Source organism: Pseudomonas sp. Bout1 (assembly GCF_034314165.1).
Taxonomy (GTDB): domain Bacteria; phylum Pseudomonadota; class Gammaproteobacteria; order Pseudomonadales; family Pseudomonadaceae; genus Aquipseudomonas.
Map to the genome: position 1 here is coordinate 6,478,285 of NZ_JAVIWK010000001.1, position 16,683 is coordinate 6,494,967.

The 16,683-nt window shown below is 60.5% G+C and carries 13 protein-coding genes; 10 read left to right on the plus strand and 3 right to left on the minus strand.

What is annotated here, in order from left to right:
* Positions 1–39 precede the first annotated feature (39 nt).
* The 4 genes from RGV33_RS30060 (at position 40) to RGV33_RS30075 (ending at position 3,393) form a co-directional block, all read left to right on the plus strand.
* Positions 40–1,005, plus strand: coding sequence for an L-carnitine dehydrogenase (locus tag RGV33_RS30060; protein WP_322148034.1), 966 nt, complete (start codon positions 40–42; stop codon positions 1,003–1,005).
* Positions 1,006–1,123: 118 nt separating this feature from the next.
* The gene (locus tag RGV33_RS30065; protein ID WP_322148035.1) at positions 1,124–1,600 is read left to right on the plus strand and encodes a thioesterase family protein; all 477 of its coding nucleotides are present in this window, start codon (positions 1,124–1,126) and stop codon (positions 1,598–1,600) included.
* Positions 1,601–1,609: 9 nt separating this feature from the next.
* Positions 1,610–2,770 (plus strand): gamma-butyrobetaine dioxygenase, encoded by a 1,161-nt coding sequence (locus RGV33_RS30070; protein WP_322148036.1) that lies wholly within the window; start codon positions 1,610–1,612, stop codon positions 2,768–2,770.
* 359 nt (positions 2,771–3,129) lie between these two features.
* Positions 3,130–3,393 carry a hypothetical protein gene (locus RGV33_RS30075; protein ID WP_003216918.1) on the plus strand — a complete coding sequence of 88 codons (264 nt, stop codon included), beginning with the start codon at positions 3,130–3,132 and terminating at the stop codon, positions 3,391–3,393.
* A 120-nt stretch (positions 3,394–3,513) separates the two neighbouring features.
* Here RGV33_RS30075 and RGV33_RS30080 read toward each other — a convergent pair whose 3' ends face one another.
* Positions 3,514–4,617, minus strand: a complete 1,104-nt coding sequence (locus tag RGV33_RS30080; protein ID WP_003216915.1) for a GlxA family transcriptional regulator — start codon at positions 4,615–4,617, stop codon at positions 3,514–3,516.
* Positions 4,618–5,171: 554 nt separating this feature from the next.
* Entirely contained in the window at positions 5,172–6,548 is a 1,377-nt protein-coding gene (locus RGV33_RS30085) for an L-serine ammonia-lyase (protein ID WP_322148038.1), read from the minus strand.
* 414 nt (positions 6,549–6,962) lie between these two features.
* On the opposite strand from RGV33_RS30085, the gene RGV33_RS30090 reads away from it, so the two are divergent.
* The 3 genes from RGV33_RS30090 to choV all read left to right on the plus strand — a co-directional run bounded on the left by RGV33_RS30090 (position 6,963) and on the right by choV (position 9,998).
* On the plus strand, positions 6,963–7,910 hold the full coding sequence (locus RGV33_RS30090) for a choline ABC transporter substrate-binding protein (RefSeq protein WP_010167544.1): 948 nt from the start codon (positions 6,963–6,965) through the stop codon (positions 7,908–7,910).
* Between the two features lie 67 nt (positions 7,911–7,977).
* Positions 7,978–8,823 (plus strand): choline ABC transporter permease subunit, encoded by an 846-nt coding sequence (gene choW / locus RGV33_RS30095; protein ID WP_076017809.1) that lies wholly within the window; start codon positions 7,978–7,980, stop codon positions 8,821–8,823.
* Positions 8,820–9,998 (plus strand): choline ABC transporter ATP-binding protein, encoded by a 1,179-nt coding sequence (gene choV / locus RGV33_RS30100; protein WP_322148039.1) that lies wholly within the window; start codon positions 8,820–8,822, stop codon positions 9,996–9,998. The genes choW and choV overlap by 4 nt, the downstream gene beginning before the upstream one ends.
* Before the next feature lie 156 nt (positions 9,999–10,154).
* On the opposite strand, the gene RGV33_RS30105 is transcribed toward choV, so the two are convergent.
* On the minus strand, positions 10,155–12,089 hold the full coding sequence (locus tag RGV33_RS30105) for a BCCT family transporter (protein ID WP_322148767.1): 1,935 nt from the start codon (positions 12,087–12,089) through the stop codon (positions 10,155–10,157).
* Between the two features lie 377 nt (positions 12,090–12,466).
* On the opposite strand from RGV33_RS30105, the gene betI reads away from it, so the two are divergent.
* The 3 genes from betI (at position 12,467) to betA (ending at position 16,489) form a co-directional block, all read left to right on the plus strand.
* A complete protein-coding gene (gene betI, locus RGV33_RS30110) occupies positions 12,467–13,060 on the plus strand; it encodes a transcriptional regulator BetI (RefSeq protein ID WP_010167549.1) in 594 nt (197 codons plus the stop codon).
* Between the two features lie 61 nt (positions 13,061–13,121).
* Positions 13,122–14,594 carry a betaine-aldehyde dehydrogenase gene (betB, locus tag RGV33_RS30115; protein ID WP_322148040.1) on the plus strand — a complete coding sequence of 491 codons (1,473 nt, stop codon included), beginning with the start codon at positions 13,122–13,124 and terminating at the stop codon, positions 14,592–14,594.
* A 191-nt stretch (positions 14,595–14,785) separates the two neighbouring features.
* Entirely contained in the window at positions 14,786–16,489 is a 1,704-nt protein-coding gene (gene betA / locus RGV33_RS30120) for a choline dehydrogenase (RefSeq protein ID WP_322148041.1), read from the plus strand.
* Positions 16,490–16,683: the final 194 nt, after the last annotated feature.

The window sequence follows — 16,683 nt, forward strand, 5'->3', positions numbered from 1 at the left end:
AGCTCCCACATTGATCACCGAACTCTTTAGGAATTTGCCATGAGCTTTATCACTGAAATCAAAACCTTCGCAGCGCTGGGCAGCGGTGTTATCGGCAGCGGTTGGGTGTCCCGCGCCCTGGCCCACGGCCTGGACGTGGTGGCATGGGACCCGGCCCCCGGCGCCGAAGCGGCGCTGCGCAAACGTGTCGCGAATGCTTGGGGCGCCCTGGAAAAACAAGGCCTGGCACCGGGTGCCTCGCAAGACCGCCTGCGCTTTGTGGCCACCATTGAAGAGTGCGTGAAAGACGCCGACTTCATCCAGGAAAGCGCCCCGGAACGCCTGGAGCTGAAACTGGAATTGCACAGCAAAATCAGCGCGGCGGCCAAGCCGAATGCGTTGATTGGTTCCAGCACCTCGGGGCTGTTGCCGAGCGAGTTTTACGAAGGTTCCACCCACCCGGAACGCTGCGTGGTGGGCCACCCGTTCAACCCGGTTTACCTGTTGCCATTGGTGGAAGTGGTGGGCGGTAAAAACACTGCGCCAGAAGCGATTCAGGCGGCAATCAAGGTGTACGAGTCCCTCGGCATGCGTCCGCTGCATGTGCGCAAGGAAGTGCCAGGGTTTATCGCTGACCGTTTGCTGGAAGCCTTGTGGCGCGAGGCGTTGCACCTGGTGAACGACGGTGTGGCAACCACCGGCGAGATCGATGACGCGATTCGCTTTGGCGCGGGTTTGCGCTGGTCATTCATGGGCACGTTCCTGACCTATACCTTGGCAGGCGGCGATGCCGGGATGCGCCACTTCATGGCGCAATTCGGCCCGGCCTTGCAGTTGCCGTGGACTTATTTGCCGGCACCGGAACTGACCGACAAGTTGATTGACGATGTGGTGGATGGCACCAGCGAGCAGTTGGGCACACACAGCATTTCGGCGCTGGAGCGCTATCGTGATGATTGCCTGTTGGCGGTGCTGGAGGCGGTGAAGACCACCAAGGAAAAACACGGCATGACCTTCGCCGAATAACCGCTGTTGATTCTCTGTAGGAGCTGGCTTGCCTGCGATGGCGATGTTGAATTCAGCGCTGCCATCGCAGGCAAGCCAGCTCCCACATTTGACCGAGTACATACCCGGAACTCATGACATGCCCGCACTCACCACCTACACCACCAAGATCCTCCCCGAGTGGGTCGACTACAACGGCCACCTGCGCGATGCGTTCTACCTGCTGATCTTCAGCTACGCCACCGATGCACTGATGGACACCCTGGGCCTGGACAGCGAAAACCGCGAAGCCAGCGGCAACTCGCTGTTCACCCTCGAACTGCACCTCAACTACCTGCACGAAGTGAAGCTGGGCGCCGACGTCGAGGTGCACACCCAACTGATCGCCCACGACCGCAAGCGCCTGCACCTCTATCACAGCCTGCATCTGGTGGGCGACGAAAAGGAGCTGGCCGGCAACGAACAGATGCTGCTGCACGTCGACCTTGCCGGGCCGCATTCGGCACCGTTCAGCGAGGCGGTGCTGGGCAAGCTCGCAAGCATCAGCGCCGAACAGATCGACCTGCCCAGGCCCGCCCTGCTCGGCCGCGTGATTGGACTGCCACCCCAAAAATAAGGAATCGCCATGCAAACCGCCGCCGCTGTTGCCGACTTCCGTACGTACCCGCTGATCAGCGACCTTGCCGATGTGCAGGTGCACAGCGATCACCTCAACGTGGAATGGGCCGACGGGCGGGTCAGCCCGTTTCATCACCAATGGCTGCGGGACAACTGCCCCTGCCCTGCCTGCGTCTACAGCGTGACCCGTGAACAGGTGCTGGAAATCGTCGACGTGGACGAAAACCTCACGGCGGTCAGCGCCCGCATTGAGCAGGGTTTGCTGACGGTGGAATGGCGTGGTGGGCATCGCAGCCGATACGATCCCGGCTGGCTGCGGGCACACGCCTACGACGATGAATCCCGCGCCGAACGCCGAGCCGCCAAGCCAAAATCGCGGCTGTGGGACCGTACTTTCGAGCTGCCCGTCTTTGACTACGCAGCACTGATGGAAGACCCGAAAGCGCTGCTGCAATGGTTGCTGGCGTTGCGTGACAGCGGCCTCACCCAAGTGCGTGGCGTGCCCACCGAACCCGGCTCGCTGGCGTTGATCGCCAAGCGCATTTCGTTTATCCGCGAGAGCAATTTCGGCGTGCTGTTCAACGTGCAATCCAAGGCCGATGCCGACAGCAACGCCTACACGGCATTCAACTTGCCGCTGCACAGTGATTTGCCGACGCGAGAGCTGCAACCCGGGCTGCAATTCCTGCACTGCCTGGTGAACGACGCCGACGGTGGCGAGAGTATTTTTGTCGATGGTTTTGCCATTGCGCGGGCGCTGCGGGACGAAGACCCGGAAGCCTTTCGCGCGTTGTGCGAGATCCCAGTGGAGTTTCGCAACAAGGACCGTCACAGCGACTATCGCCGGCTGGCGCCGATCATCGCGCTGGATGCCTTGGGTGACGTCGCCGAGATTCGCATGGCCAACTTTCTGCGCGGGCCGTTCGAGGCGCCAGCCGCGCAGATGCCGTTGCTGTATCGCGCCTATCGCCGGTTTATCGCAATGACCCGGGAAGCGCGCTTTCGGTTGGTCAAACGGCTGAATCCGGGCGAGCTGTGGTGTTTCGATAACCGCCGCACGTTGCATGCGCGTAATGCGTTTGACCCGGCATCCGGCGCGCGGCATTTCCAGGGCTGCTACATCGACCGGGATGAACTGCTGTCCAGGATATTGGTGTTGCAGAGGTAGACCGCTATCGCAGGCAAGCCAGCTCCCACATTCTGATTTGTGAACACCTTCAAAGGTGGGAGCTGGCTTGCCTGCGATGAGGCTAGTTGCGACCCCACAAATCCCAGCCAAAAAAAGCCCCGATCAAGCCGTGACTGGATCGGGGCAGAGTGCTTTGTGTGAGCTGCGCATCCCGAGGGTGACCAAACCTTCAAGCTGCTTGCTGGGTTGCAGTGTGCACATTCCGTGCGTTCATAAATGGCCCGAAAACGACCTGTTCATAGGTGTGCCGGACATTCGTGCATTCAGGTCTTGCCGACTCGCTGATGGCCTACCAGAATCGACCTCAGTTCCCCGCTCCCCTAACAAGGATAAACGTCATGATGCACGCGGATTTGATTGACCAGGATGACCTGCTGGGCCAACTGCGGTCGTTGGGTTTCGAAGTGTCGAGCGGCGCTACCGCCGAGCAGGCTTGTGAATGTGCGGTGCGCGGCTTGAGTGCGGCGCGGGCCAAGGCGCTCAAGGGTATGGTTGAGCAGATGTACACCGGCAGCGCGACGATATTGCCGGCGGTGAGGCAGGCGATCGACAAGCAGTTGTTACCGGCCTTGGTGCAGTTTCGGCAGAACTCTGGCGCCTGATACAGCTGCTTTGTGGCGAGGGAGCTTGCTCCCGCTGGAGTGCGAAGCGCTCCCAAAGATTTTGGGGCCGCTACGCAGCCAGCGGGAGCAAGCTCCCTCGCCACAAAAGCTCTGGTGGTGTTAGAGCCTTACGCTGGCAAACGTCGACTCATTGCGCGCCTGGCTCAACGCCGACAACGGCCCCGACAACGGTGACAACACCAGCGCCTGCGGAATCGGCATCATCGCCACTTGCTGCGTGGTATTGGAACCCACGCGCTCATCGCGCGGCGGAATGCCGAAGTACTCGCGGTAGCATTTGGAGAAGTGCGGCGTGGAGACAAACCCGCACACCGACGCCACTTCGATGATCGACATCGGTGTTTGCTTGAGCAACTGCCGCGCACGAATCAGGCGCAACTTGAGGTAGTAGCGCGACGGCGAACAGTGCAGGTATTTCTGGAACAACCGCTCCAGCTGCCGCCGGGAAACCGCGACGTACACCGCCAGTTCATCCAGGTCGATCGGCTCTTCCAGGTTGGCCTCCATCAGCGCGACGATTTCCTGCAACTTCGGCTGGTTGGTGCCGAGCATGTGCTTGAGCGGCACACGCTGGTGATCCTGTTCGTTGCGAATGCGTTCGTACACAAACATCTCGGAGATCGCCGCCGACAATTCACGGCCGTGGTCGCGGCTGATCAGGTGCAGCATCATGTCCAGCGGTGCTGTGCCACCCGAACTGGTGAAGCGGTTGCGGTCGAGGGTGAACAGGCGGGTGCTCATGGCCACGCGAGGGAAGGCTTCCTGCATCGACGCCAGGCATTCCCAGTGCACGCTGCAATCAAAACCATCCAGCAGGCCGGCGCAAGCCAGGGCCCAACTGCCGGTGCACACCGCACCAAGGCGCCGAGACTGACGCGCCTGGCTTTGCAGCCACGACACATGTTCACGGGTTACGGTGCGCTGGATGCCTACGCCGCCGCAGACAATCACCGTGTCCAGGGCCGGCGCTTTGTGCATGGAGGCATCGGGGGTGATTTGCAGACCGTCGCTGGCCCACACCTGGTTTCCGTCCACACTCAACGTCGTCCAGCGATACAGCTCGCGGCCGGAGAGTTGGTTGGCCATGCGCAGGGGTTCGACTGCGGAGGCCAGGGAAATCAGCGTGAAATTGTCCAGCAGCAAAAAGCCGATGGATTGAGGCGCACGGTTCTGGGGTTGAGCCCCGGAGTTGAACGACGTCATCGCGGTATCTCCTCACACAAAGCGGGTGATGGCCTCAGGCGAGGCTCTTGTTATTGCGCTCATCCCGATCAGGAGAGAGGCTTTGGATTGATAGAGCAAATGCCATGCCTAAAGTTGAATGCGCATTCAATAACTCCTGAAAACGACCTCATGAAGTGTCTATATAAGCCCGTGCGCAGAGTGCGGATATCACCCAAAAAAAGCGCCAGGGGACGCAGGCACAAGGCGTGTGAGCAGATCGGTAGCACTTGTGGGAAGGGAGAGAAACGACGTGGGAAAAGTCTGTCACCACAAGCACGGGTGACCGATGGTCATGAGGGCAAATCGTTCGGGAGCTACTTATCTAATTGCGACGCGCTAAAAGGTGGCGCTTTTGGTTCAGGTGTTCACTTTATGCGCAGTGTCGTTCTTCTGTGGCGAGGGAGCTTGCTCCCGCTGGGCTGCGCAGCGGCCCTAAAAATCCTGGGAGCGCTTCGCACTCCAGCGGGAGCAAGCTCCCTCGCCACAGCAAGCTCCCTCAACACAGCAAGCTCCCTCACCCCATAAAAGCTGGATCAACACTCCACAGCACTCACCGCCAACCCACCCCGCGACGTTTCCTTGTACTTGTCGTGCATGTCCGCGCCGGTATCGCGCATGGTGCGGATCACCCGATCCAGGGAGATAAAGTGCTGTCCATCGCCGCGCAGTGCCATTTGCGCGGCGTTGATCGCCTTCACCGCAGCAATCGCATTACGCTCGATGCACGGCACTTGCACCAGCCCGCCCACTGGGTCGCAGGTCAGGCCCAGGTTGTGTTCCAGGCCAATCTCGGCGGCGTTGCACAGTTGCTCCGGGGTGGCCCCCAGAATCTCTGCCAACCCCGCCGCCGCCATGGCGCACGCCGAGCCGACTTCGCCCTGGCAGCCCACTTCGGCACCGGAGATCGAGGCGTTCTTTTTGCACAGGATGCCCACCGCCGCAGCCGCCAGGAAGTAGTCGACCACGTTGGCTTCGGTCACCACTTCACTGAACTTCATAAAGTAGTGCAACACCGCCGGGATGATCCCCGCCGCGCCATTGGTGGGTGCAGTGACCATACGCCCGCCGGCAGCGTTTTCTTCGTTCACGGCCAGGGCGAACAGGTTCACCCATTCCATGGCGCTTAAGGTGGAGCCGATCACGTTCGGTTTGCCCAACTCCTGCAAGCTGCGGTGCAACTTGGCCGCGCGCCGGCGCACGTTGAGACCGCCCGGCAGGATGCCTTCGTGTTTCAGGCCCTGCTCCACGCAATCCTGCATGGCGCGCCAGAGTTTCATCAGGCCGCTGCGGATCTCATCTTCCGGGCGCCAGGTTTTTTCATTCGCCAACATCAGTTCAGCGACCCGCAGGTTGTGGGTCTTGCACAGCTGCAGCAGCTCCACGGCACTGGAGAAATCATACGGCAGCTCGGTGCGGTCCATGTCTGCCACGCCGCTTTTGGCCTGGGCTTCATCCACTACAAAGCCGCCGCCTACGGAGTAGTAGGTGTCGCGGTGCAACTCAGCGTCATCACCGAACACCAGCAGCGTCATGGCGTTGGGATGGAAGGGCAGGTTTTCGTCGATCAAACGCATGTCCCGTGACCACAGGAAAGGCACCGGTAAATGCCCGTCCAGCAGCAATGTGTTGGTCTCGCGCAGGGTCTCGATGCGCAGGCCGATCTGCGACGGATCGATCGCATCGGGCCACTCGCCCATCAGGCCCATGATCACCGCGTTATCGCTGCCGTGGCCGATGCCCGTGGCCGACAAGGAGCCATACAGCTGAACTTCGACGCGCCTTACTTGTTCCAACACAGCACGTTCACGCAGTCCTTGAACGAATAACGCCGCGGCGCGCATGGGGCCGACGGTGTGAGAACTCGAAGGCCCAATGCCGATCTTGAACAGGTCGAAAACGCTGATAGCCATTGCCGTGGAACTCCGCAGATGAACACAGGCCGGGCTTGAATGAGCTGCTACGCTCAGATCGCCCAGATGGCGGCATCATCGAGCTTTTACTCGCCCTCACGGCGTCTCACACCGACGTACCCATGCTTACCAGCGCCGCGCTCGCGGAAGGCGACGTTTTGGCCGTTTTTTGCGGTGCAGATCGGTAAAAAGTACAGTTTTGCCTTGGAAAAAATCTGTAAGCGACGTCACCGACACTGGATACGACCATCCCTGTACTGGATACGACGCCCCCTGTAGGCGTCAGATTTTCACTGGTACATGATCAGTCTCGACTCGTTTGCACAGTTGCGTGGCAGAGCTGTGCCGCACGCCCAACCGCAACACCTATAAGCGCGGTGTTATCGCCGCCAGAAAAACACCAGGAGTCCACCCATGAAAGGTTCCCCGTCGTTGTTGTTGGCCGCCATGCTGAGTCTGCCAGCCCTGGCTCACGCTGCAGAACCGGCGCAATGCCAGACCGTCAACTTCTCCGATGTTGGCTGGACCGACATCACCGTCACCACCGCCACCACCAGCGAAGTCCTCAAGGGCCTTGGCTACAAACCCCGCACCACGATGATTTCGGTACCGGTGACCTACAAGTCCCTGGCCGACGGCAAGAACATGGACATCTTCCTCGGCAACTGGATGCCGACCATGGAAAACGACATCAAGCAGTACCGTGATGCCGGCACCGTGGAAACCGTGCGCGCCAACCTGGAAAACGCCAAGTACACCCTGGCCGTACCGGAAGCGCTGTACAACAAGGGCCTGAAAGACTTCGCCGACATCGTCAAATTCAAGGATGAGCTGGGCGGCAAGATCTACGGCATCGAGCCGGGCAATGACGGCAACCGCACCATCCAGACCCTCATCGACAAAGACGCTTTCGGCCTGAAAACCGCCGGTTTCAAAGTGGTCGAATCCAGCGAAGCCGGGATGCTCTCGCAGGTGGAACGCGCCACCAAGCGTGACCAGGCCATCGTGTTCCTCGGCTGGGAACCGCACCCGATGAACACCCGCTTCAAGATGAAGTACCTGACCGGGGGTGATGATTCATTCGGCCCCAACTACGGCCAGGCCACCATCTACACCAACGTTCGCAAGGGCTACACCCAGGAATGCAGCAACGTGGGCCAGTTGCTGAAAAACCTGTCGTTTACCTTGAACATGGAAAGCACCCTGATGGGTAACGTCCTGGACGACAAAATGAAGCCGGACGCTGCTGCCAAGGCGTGGCTGAAGAAGAACCCGCAAGTGCTCGATACCTGGTTGGCCGGTGTGACCACCGTCGATGGCAAGCCAGGTCTGGAGGCCGTCAAGGCGTACCTCGCCAAGTAAGTGCTGACCCCGGGCCGGCATGCTGGCCCGGGATGTTTTTCCTCTTCGCATGTGGACATTCACTACCATGCTGACTGAACATAAAATCCCGCTAGGCCAGTACATCGCTGCCTTCGTTGAATGGTTGACCCAACACGGGGCCAACTACTTCGACGCAATCGCATCGACCCTGGAAACGATGATCCACGGCGTGACGTTCGCGCTGACCTGGTTCAATCCGCTGGCATTGATCGGTCTGATTGCGCTGCTCGCTCACTTCATTCAACGCAAATGGGGCCTGACCGTTTTTGTCATTGCCTCCTTCCTGCTGATCCTCAATCTTGGGTACTGGCAGGAAACCATGGAGACCCTGGCGCAGGTACTGTTCGCCACCCTGGTCTGCGTGGTGATCGGCGTGCCGCTGGGCATTGTTGCCGCGCACAAACCGATGTTCTACACCCTGATGCGGCCGGTGCTCGATCTGATGCAGACCGTACCGACCTTCGTCTACCTCATCCCTACCCTGACCCTCTTCGGGCTGGGTGTGGTGCCTGGGCTGATTTCCACGGTGGTGTTTGCGATTGCCGCGCCTATCCGTCTGACTTACCTGGGTATCCGTGATGTGCCGCAAGAGTTGATGGACGCCGGCAAGGCCTTTGGCTGCTCGCGCCGTCAATTGCTCTCGCGGATTGAACTGCCCCACGCCATGCCGAGCATCGCCGCCGGCATTACCCAATGCATCATGCTGTCGTTGTCGATGGTGGTGATCGCAGCCCTGGTAGGCGCCGACGGCCTCGGCAAACCGGTGGTCAATGCGCTGAACACCGCCGACATCGCCCTGGGCTTTGAAGCGGGCCTGGCGATCGTGCTGCTGGCGATCATGCTCGACCGTATCTGCAAACAACCCGACGCTAAAGTAGGGGGTGATGCATGAGCATTATCCGGTTCGAAAATGTCGACGTGATCTTCTCCAAAGACCCGCGTGAAGCGCTCAAGCTGCTGGACCAGGGCATGACGCGCAACGAGATCCTGAAAAAGACCGGGCAGATTGTCGGTGTTGAAAACGCCAGCCTGGATGTGGAGAAAGGCGAAATCTGCGTGTTGATGGGCCTGTCGGGCTCTGGCAAGTCGAGCTTGCTGCGCTGCATCAATGGCCTGAACACCGTCAGCCGCGGCAAGCTGTTTGTGGAGCATGAAGGTCGTCAGATCGACATCGCTTCCTGCACCCCCGCCGAGCTGAAAATGATGCGCACCCAGCGCATCGCCATGGTGTTCCAGAAGTTCGCCCTGATGCCCTGGCTGACGGTGCGTGAAAACATCAGCTTCGGCCTGGAGATGCAGGGCCGCCCGGAGAAAGAACGGCGCAAGCTGGTGGACGACAAACTCGAGTTGGTGGGCCTGTCGCAGTGGCGCAACAAGAAGCCCGACGAGCTGTCCGGCGGCATGCAGCAGCGTGTAGGCCTGGCCCGCGCGTTGGCGATGGACGCCGATATCCTGCTGATGGACGAACCCTTCTCGGCACTCGACCCGCTGATCCGCCAGGGCTTGCAGGATGAGTTGCTGGAGTTGCAACGCAAGTTGAGCAAGACCATCGTATTTGTGAGCCACGACCTGGATGAGGCGCTGAAACTCGGCAGCCGCATCGCGATCATGAAAGACGGCCGAATCATCCAGTACAGCGTGCCGGAAGAGATCGTGCTGAACCCGGCGGATGACTATGTGCGTACGTTCGTGGCGCACACCAACCCGCTGAATGTGTTGTGTGGCCGCAGCCTGATGCGCACGGTAGACAACTGCACCCACGTCAACGGCTCCATCAGCCTGGACCCGGGCGGCGACTCGTGGCTGGACCTGGCCGAAGGCAACACCATCAAGGGCGCGCGGCAGAACGGCGCAGTGCTGAACTTGCAGAACTGGGCACCGGGGCAAGCCGTGGAAGGTCTGGGGCGGATGCCGACGTTAGTGGATTCCAATATCGGGATGCGTGAGGCGTTGCAGATTCGCTATCAGACAGGCAACAAGCTGGTGCTGCAGGACAACGACAAGGTGGTGGGGATTTTGGGTGACAGCGAGCTGTATCACGCGTTGCTGGGCAAGAACCTGGGGTAACCCCTCCTGAAGGAACTGGGTCAATGTGGGAGCTGGCTTGCCTGCGATAGCTGCAGTGAATTCACCACTGCTATCGCAGGCAAGCCAGCTCCCACATTTGACCCCATTCCAACCTTGGAACAGCGGCGCCAGTGAAGGCGCCGCTCGGCTTAACACTCAGCTATAGACACGGCCAAGGAGCTGCCGATGGCTTTCAAACTGATCGAGCACGTCCCGGGTGATCTGTTCCTGGGCAAAGCCCATCAGGTCGTATTCCTGAGGCCCGTTGTGCAGGTAAACCTCGGCCCGGTAGTAACGTGTGCGCTCTTCCTCGGGCAAGTCATCCGGTGCCGACGAATAAGCATCCAGGCTCACTTCGTAGACAAACGGATTGCCCTCTTCCATCTCGATACGCACCCCAATGCAGCGCTTGGATTTGCCCAGCAACGTCTGCACTTCCAGCCCCTGGTCACGCAACGCAGCCGCCGCTTCTTCCAGCGCTGGCGTGACGTGCTTGTCCATAAAGCGTTGCACGGTGCCCTGGCTCGGTTGCAGGTCCAGTGCGGTCAAGCGCTCGCTGAAACCACGACGGCCACGCTCGGCCAACTGCGCCTGCTCAAGTTCAATCGCCACGTCCTGGCGCATCGCCTTGTGCAAGCCGAACATGAACAGGATCAGCACCACCGAGAACGGCAAGCCGGCCAGCACCACCATGGTTTGCATGGCTTCAAAGTTACCGGCAAACAACAGGCCGATGGTCACCAGGGTGATCACTGCCGACCAGAAAATCCGCAGCCAGTGCGGCGCATCTTCGTCAACGTTGCCGCCCTTGCAGGAAAGGTTCGCCATCATCACCGCGCCGGAATCCGCCGGGGTCAGGAACAATACGAAGCCCACAAAGATCGACACACCGATCACGATTTTCGACGCCGGGTAATGCTCCAGCAGTTGGTAGATCGCCATGGACGGTTGTTCCAGCGCGGTCTTGCCCAACTCCACCGCACCGTGGTTCAGCACCAGGTCCAGGGCCGAGTTACCGAAGATCGACAGCCACGCCAGGGTGAAGCCCAGCGGAATCAGCAGCACGCCGGCCACCAGTTCACGCACCGTACGGCCACGGGAAATACGTGCGATGAACATGCCCACGAACGGTGCCCAGGAAATCCACCAGGCCCAGTAGAACAGAGTCCACAGGCCCATCCAGCGCTCGGTCTTGTCGGCGTCGCCTTCGTACACATACAGGTCGAAGGTCTTCAGCACGATGCCGTTCAGGTAGTCGCCGGTGTTTTGCACCAGGCCATTGAGCAAGTGCAGGGTCGGGCCAAACAGCAGTACGAAAATCAGCAGGCCGCTGAACAGCACGATGTTCAGGTTGGACAGGCGGCGAATGCCGTTTTCCACACCCGACACGGCCGCGATGGTCGCCACGGTGCTCATCACGATGATCACGATCAGCAGGTTAGTGTTGCTGTGCGCCATGCCGAACAGGTTTTCCAACCCGGACGACACCTGCATCGAACCAATCCCCAGGTTCGTCACCAGGCCCAGCAGGGTCACGAACATGCCGAAGCCGTCCACTGCGTGACCGGCCGCGCCTTTGACCCAGCGCTCGCCCACCAGCGGGTACAGCGCCGAGCGCAAGGCCAGCGGCTGGTTATGACGATAGGCAAAGTACGCCACGGCCAGGCCGACCAGCGCGTAGATCGCCCAGCCGTGCAGGCCCCAGTGCAGGAACGTCAACTGCAACGCCTGGCGTGCAGCGTCGCCGGTGGCCGATGCGCCTTCAGGCGGGTTGAAGTAATGGTCCAGCGGCTCGGACGCGCCGAAGTACAGCAGCGAGATGCCGATGCCCGACGAGAAAAGCATGCCGGCCCAGGCGCCGTAGCTGAAGTCCGGGGTGTCGTCCTTGCTGCCCAGTTTCAACTTGCCGTAGGACGAAAACGCCAGGCCCACCACAAACACCAGGTAGGCGGCGATCACAACCATGTAGTACCAGCCAAAGCTTTTCGACAACCAGGCTTGGGCCACACCGAGCATCCTGCCGGCTTCCTGCGGGGCGATAATCAGAATCGCGGTCAACAACAGAATCAGCGCGGTGGAGGTGTAGAACACCCAACCGTTGACCCGCACCTTTTCTGGCGGGGTCTTTATAAGAGAGGCAGAACTCATGGCACAGATGCTCCGGGCAGTGCAGAGAAACACAAGGCAACGCATGACCCGAGCCATCGATTTTTCGGCAGTCGACGGACGGGTGTATAAAGACACCCCGAAAAACCCCAAACCCTCGGCGAACCGCTGTGCCGGGCTGTTTCAAGGTTTTTTGCAGATGTCAGGTGGCGCCACATGCACGTAGGAAATACCTGTAGGCAGCGACCATTTGTCGCAGATCTTATTCTTTGTTGATTGAACGTTCAATCAAAACAAAATAGACTGGCCCACAAGCCGACGGACGTTTATCGCCCGTTGGCAGGCCTAAGGAGAGGTGCACGATGCCCAAGGTCGGTATGCAACCCATACGCCGCCAGCAGTTGATCGAAGCCACATTGACGGCGGTCGATCAGGTCGGAATGGGGGATGCCAGCATTGCGCTGATCGCCCGTCTGGCCGGTGTCTCGAATGGCATCATCAGTCACTATTTTCAGGACAAGAATGGCCTGATCGCCGCCACGATGCGGTACCTGATGAACGTCCTGATCGAGAACGTCACCGAGCGCCGGTTGGCGCTGAAAGATGACAGCCCGCGGGCCCATCTTCAGGTGATCATCGAGGGCAACTTCGACGCCAGCCAGGTCAACGGCCCGGCGATGAAAACCTGGCTGGCCTTCTGGGCCACCAGCATGCACCACCCGTCATTGCACAGGCTGCAGCGGATCAACGATCACCGTCTGTATTCCAACCTGTGCTGCCAGTTCCGCCGAGCGTTGCCGTTGTCCGAGGCACGCAGCGCAGCCCGAGGCCTGGCGGCCCTGATCGACGGTTTGTGGTTGCGCGGCGCCCTGTCGGGAGACGCTTTCGACACGGAGCAGGCGCAACGGATCGCTTACGAATACATGGATTTCCAATTGGCCAAACAGGTGAGTTAGAGCACACATAGACGCTCAACTTCCGGACCGCGCCAACCACTTATGCACTTGCGAGGACTTTATGGCCCGTTTCGAACTGCAAAAACTCTACATTGACGGCGGCTACTCCGACGCTGGCAGCGATGCCACCTTCGAAGCCATCAACCCGGCTAACGGTGAAGTTCTCGCCAACGTGCAACGCGCCACTAAAGAAGACGTTGAGCGCGCTGTGGTCAGCGCCGAAAAGGGCCAGAAAATCTGGGCCGCCATGACCGCCATGGAGCGTTCGCGCATCCTGCGTCGTGCCGTCGATATCCTGCGTGAGCGCAACGACGAACTGGCCGCGCTGGAAACCCTGGACACCGGCAAGCCGTACTCCGAAACCCAATACGTCGACATCGTCACCGGCGCCGATGTACTGGAATACTACGCAGGCCTGGTGCCCGCCATCGAAGGCGAGCAGATCCCGCTGCGTGACACCTCGTTCGTCTACACCCGTCGCGAGCCGCTGGGCGTGGTGGCCGGTATCGGCGCGTGGAACTACCCGATCCAGATCGCCCTGTGGAAATCCGCCCCTGCCCTGGCAGCCGGTAACGCGATGATCTTCAAGCCAAGCGAAGTCACCTCGCTGACCACCCTGAAACTGGCTGAAATCTACACCGCAGCCGGCGTTCCGGATGGCGTGTTCAACGTACTCACCGGCAGCGGCCGTGAAGTCGGCACCTGGCTGACCGAGCACCCGCGCATCGAGAAAATCTCGTTCACCGGCGGCACCGACACCGGCAAGAAGGTCATGGCCAGCGCTTCGAGCTCTTCGCTCAAGGAAGTCACCATGGAACTGGGCGGCAAATCCCCGCTGATCATTTTCGACGACGCCGACCTCGACCGCGCCGCCGACATCGCGATGATGGCCAACTTCTACAGCTCGGGCCAGGTTTGCACCAACGGCACTCGCGTATTTGTTCCGACCGCTCTTAAAGGCGCGTTCGAAGCCAAGATCGCCGAGCGTGTTGCACGCATTCGTGTGGGCAACCCGGAAGATGAAAACACCAACTTCGGCCCGCTGGTCAGCTTCGCCCACATGGAAAGCGTGCTCGGCTACATCGCCAAGGGTAAAGAGCAAGGCGCCCGCCTGCTGTGTGGCGGCGACCGCCTGACCGACGGCGAATTCGCCAAGGGTGCCTACGTTGCCCCTACCGTGTTCACTGACTGCACCGACGACATGACCATCGTCCGTGAAGAAATCTTCGGCCCGGTGATGAGCATCCTCACCTACGACACCGAAGAAGAAGTGATCCGTCGCGCCAACGACACCGACTTTGGCCTGGCCGCTGGTTTGGTGACCCGCGACCTGAACCGCGCTCACCGCGTGATTCATCAGCTGGAAGCCGGTATCTGCTGGATCAACGCCTGGGGCGAGTCCGACGCGAAGATGCCGGTGGGCGGCTACAAGCAGTCGGGCGTGGGCCGCGAAAACGGCATCAGCTCGCTGAACAACTTCACTCGCATCAAATCGGTACAGGTTGAGCTGGGCGACTACGCCTCGGTGTTCTAAACCTGCCAGCCAGGGGTGCGCCTTTGTGGCGAGGGAGCTTGCTCCCGCTGGGCTGCGCAGCAGCCCCATCCCAGGCATCGCAGTTCGCCAGACCGAACTCGTTCGCTGATTTTGCGACTGCTGCGCAGTCGAGCGGGAGCAAGCTCCCTCGCCACAAAAGCAGCTTGAACCACTTACATGAGGGTGCATTTATGTCCCAAGAATACGACTACATCATTGTGGGTGCCGGCTCTGCCGGTAACACCCTGGCGACCCGTCTGACCGAAGACGAAGGCGTCACCGTCCTGCTGCTGGAAGCCGGCGGCCCGGACTACCGTTTCGATTTTCGTACCCAAATGCCGGCCGCACTGGCGTTCCCGCTGCAGGGCCGTCGCTACAACTGGGCCTACGAAACCGATCCAGAGCCACACATGGACGGCCGCCGGATGGAATGCGGTCGCGGCAAGGGCCTGGGCGGCTCCTCGCTGATCAACGGCATGTGCTACATCCGCGGCAACGCAATGGACTACGACAACTGGTCGAAACTCCCGGGCCTGGAAAGCTGGACCTACCTGGACTGCCTGCCGTATTTCCGTAAGGCCGAAACCCGCGACATCGGCCCGAACGACTACCACGGTGGCGAAGGCCCGGTCAGCGTGACCACGCCCAAAGCCGGCAACAACCCGCTGTTCCACGCGATGGTTGAAGCCGGTGTACAGGCCGGTTACCCGCGTACCGAAGACTTGAACGGCTACCAGCAGGAAGGCTTCGGCCCGATGGACCGTACCGTGACGCCAAATGGTCGTCGCGCCAGCACCGCGCGCGGTTACCTGGACACGGCCAAGAAGCGCTCGACGTTGACCATCGTCACCCACGCCCTGACCGACAAGGTATTGTTTGAAGGCAAGCGCGCCGTTGGTGTGCGCTACCTGATCGGCGCCGCTGAAGAGCGCGTTGAAGCCCGTGCCCGCAAGGAAGTCCTGGTGTGCAGTGGCGCGATCGCTTCGCCGCAACTGCTGCAACGCTCCGGCGTTGGCCCGGCAAAACTGCTGGAAAGCCTCGACATCCCGGTGGTCCACGACCTGCCGGGCGTCGGCGAAAACCTGCAGGACCACCTTGAGCTGTACCTGCAATACGCGTGCACCCAACCGGTGTCGCTGTACCCGTCGCTGCTCTGGTACAACCAGCCGGCTATCGGTGCCGAGTGGCTGTTCAACGGTACCGGCATCGGCGCCAGCAACCAGTTCGAAGCGGGCGGTTTCATCCGTACCCGTGAAGAGTTCGATTGGCCGAACATCCAGTACCACTTCCTGCCGGTGGCGATTAACTACAACGGCAGCAACGGGGTGAAAGAGCACGGGTTCCAGGCGCACATGGGCTCCATGCGTTCGCCGAGCCGTGGTCGCGTACAGCTGAAGTCGAAGAACCCGCGCGAATACCCGAGCATCCTCTTCAACTACATGGCCACCGAGCAGGACTGGCAGGAGTTTCGCGACGGCATCCGCCTGACCCGTGAAATCATGCAACAGCCGGCACTGGACCAATACCGTGGCCGCGAAATCAGCCCGGGCATCGACGTGCAGACCGACGAGCAACTCGACAAGTTTATCCGCGAGCACGCCGAGACCGCGTTCCACCCGTCTTGCTCGTGCAAGATGGGCACCGACGAAATGGCCGTGGTTGACACCGAAGGCCGTGTGCATGGCATGCAGGGTTTGCGCGTAGTGGATGCGTCGATCATGCCGATCATCACCACCGGTAACCTGAACGCGCCGACGATCATGATCGCCGAGAAAATCGCCGACAAGATCCGTGGCCGCCAGCCCCTGCCGCGCAGCACTGCGGATTACTACGTAGCGGGCGATGCGCCAGCGCGTGGCAAGCCGCTGCGTGAAGTGAGCCCTACCGCGCAGTAACCGCCCACCTTGTAGTGAGCGGGCTTGCCCCGCGCCGGGCTGCGAAGCAGCCCCACTACCGGCAACCGAGATTCTCATGAAAAACAGCGGTGCCTGGATTGGGAGGGCTTCGCCCTCCGGCGCGGGGCAAGCCCGCTCACCACAACAAGCCCGCTCACCACAACAAACTCACTCACCCCAGGTGATCACCTTTC

Coding starts and splice junctions, on each gene's coding strand:
- RGV33_RS30085 (WP_322148038.1), bottom strand. CDS start 6,548: ATGGCTATCAGCGTTTTCGACCTGTTCAAGATCGGCATTGGGCCTTCG.
- RGV33_RS30060 (WP_322148034.1), top strand. CDS start 40: ATGAGCTTTATCACTGAAATCAAAACCTTCGCAGCGCTGGGCAGCGGT.
- betA (WP_322148041.1), top strand. CDS start 14,786: ATGTCCCAAGAATACGACTACATCATTGTGGGTGCCGGCTCTGCCGGT.
- RGV33_RS30065 (WP_322148035.1), top strand. CDS start 1,124: ATGCCCGCACTCACCACCTACACCACCAAGATCCTCCCCGAGTGGGTC.
- betB (WP_322148040.1), top strand. CDS start 13,122: ATGGCCCGTTTCGAACTGCAAAAACTCTACATTGACGGCGGCTACTCC.
- RGV33_RS30080 (WP_003216915.1), bottom strand. CDS start 4,617: ATGACGTCGTTCAACTCCGGGGCTCAACCCCAGAACCGTGCGCCTCAA.
- choV (WP_322148039.1), top strand. CDS start 8,820: ATGAGCATTATCCGGTTCGAAAATGTCGACGTGATCTTCTCCAAAGAC.
- betI (WP_010167549.1), top strand. CDS start 12,467: ATGCCCAAGGTCGGTATGCAACCCATACGCCGCCAGCAGTTGATCGAA.
- RGV33_RS30075 (WP_003216918.1), top strand. CDS start 3,130: ATGATGCACGCGGATTTGATTGACCAGGATGACCTGCTGGGCCAACTG.
- choW (WP_076017809.1), top strand. CDS start 7,978: ATGCTGACTGAACATAAAATCCCGCTAGGCCAGTACATCGCTGCCTTC.
- RGV33_RS30090 (WP_010167544.1), top strand. CDS start 6,963: ATGAAAGGTTCCCCGTCGTTGTTGTTGGCCGCCATGCTGAGTCTGCCA.
- RGV33_RS30070 (WP_322148036.1), top strand. CDS start 1,610: ATGCAAACCGCCGCCGCTGTTGCCGACTTCCGTACGTACCCGCTGATC.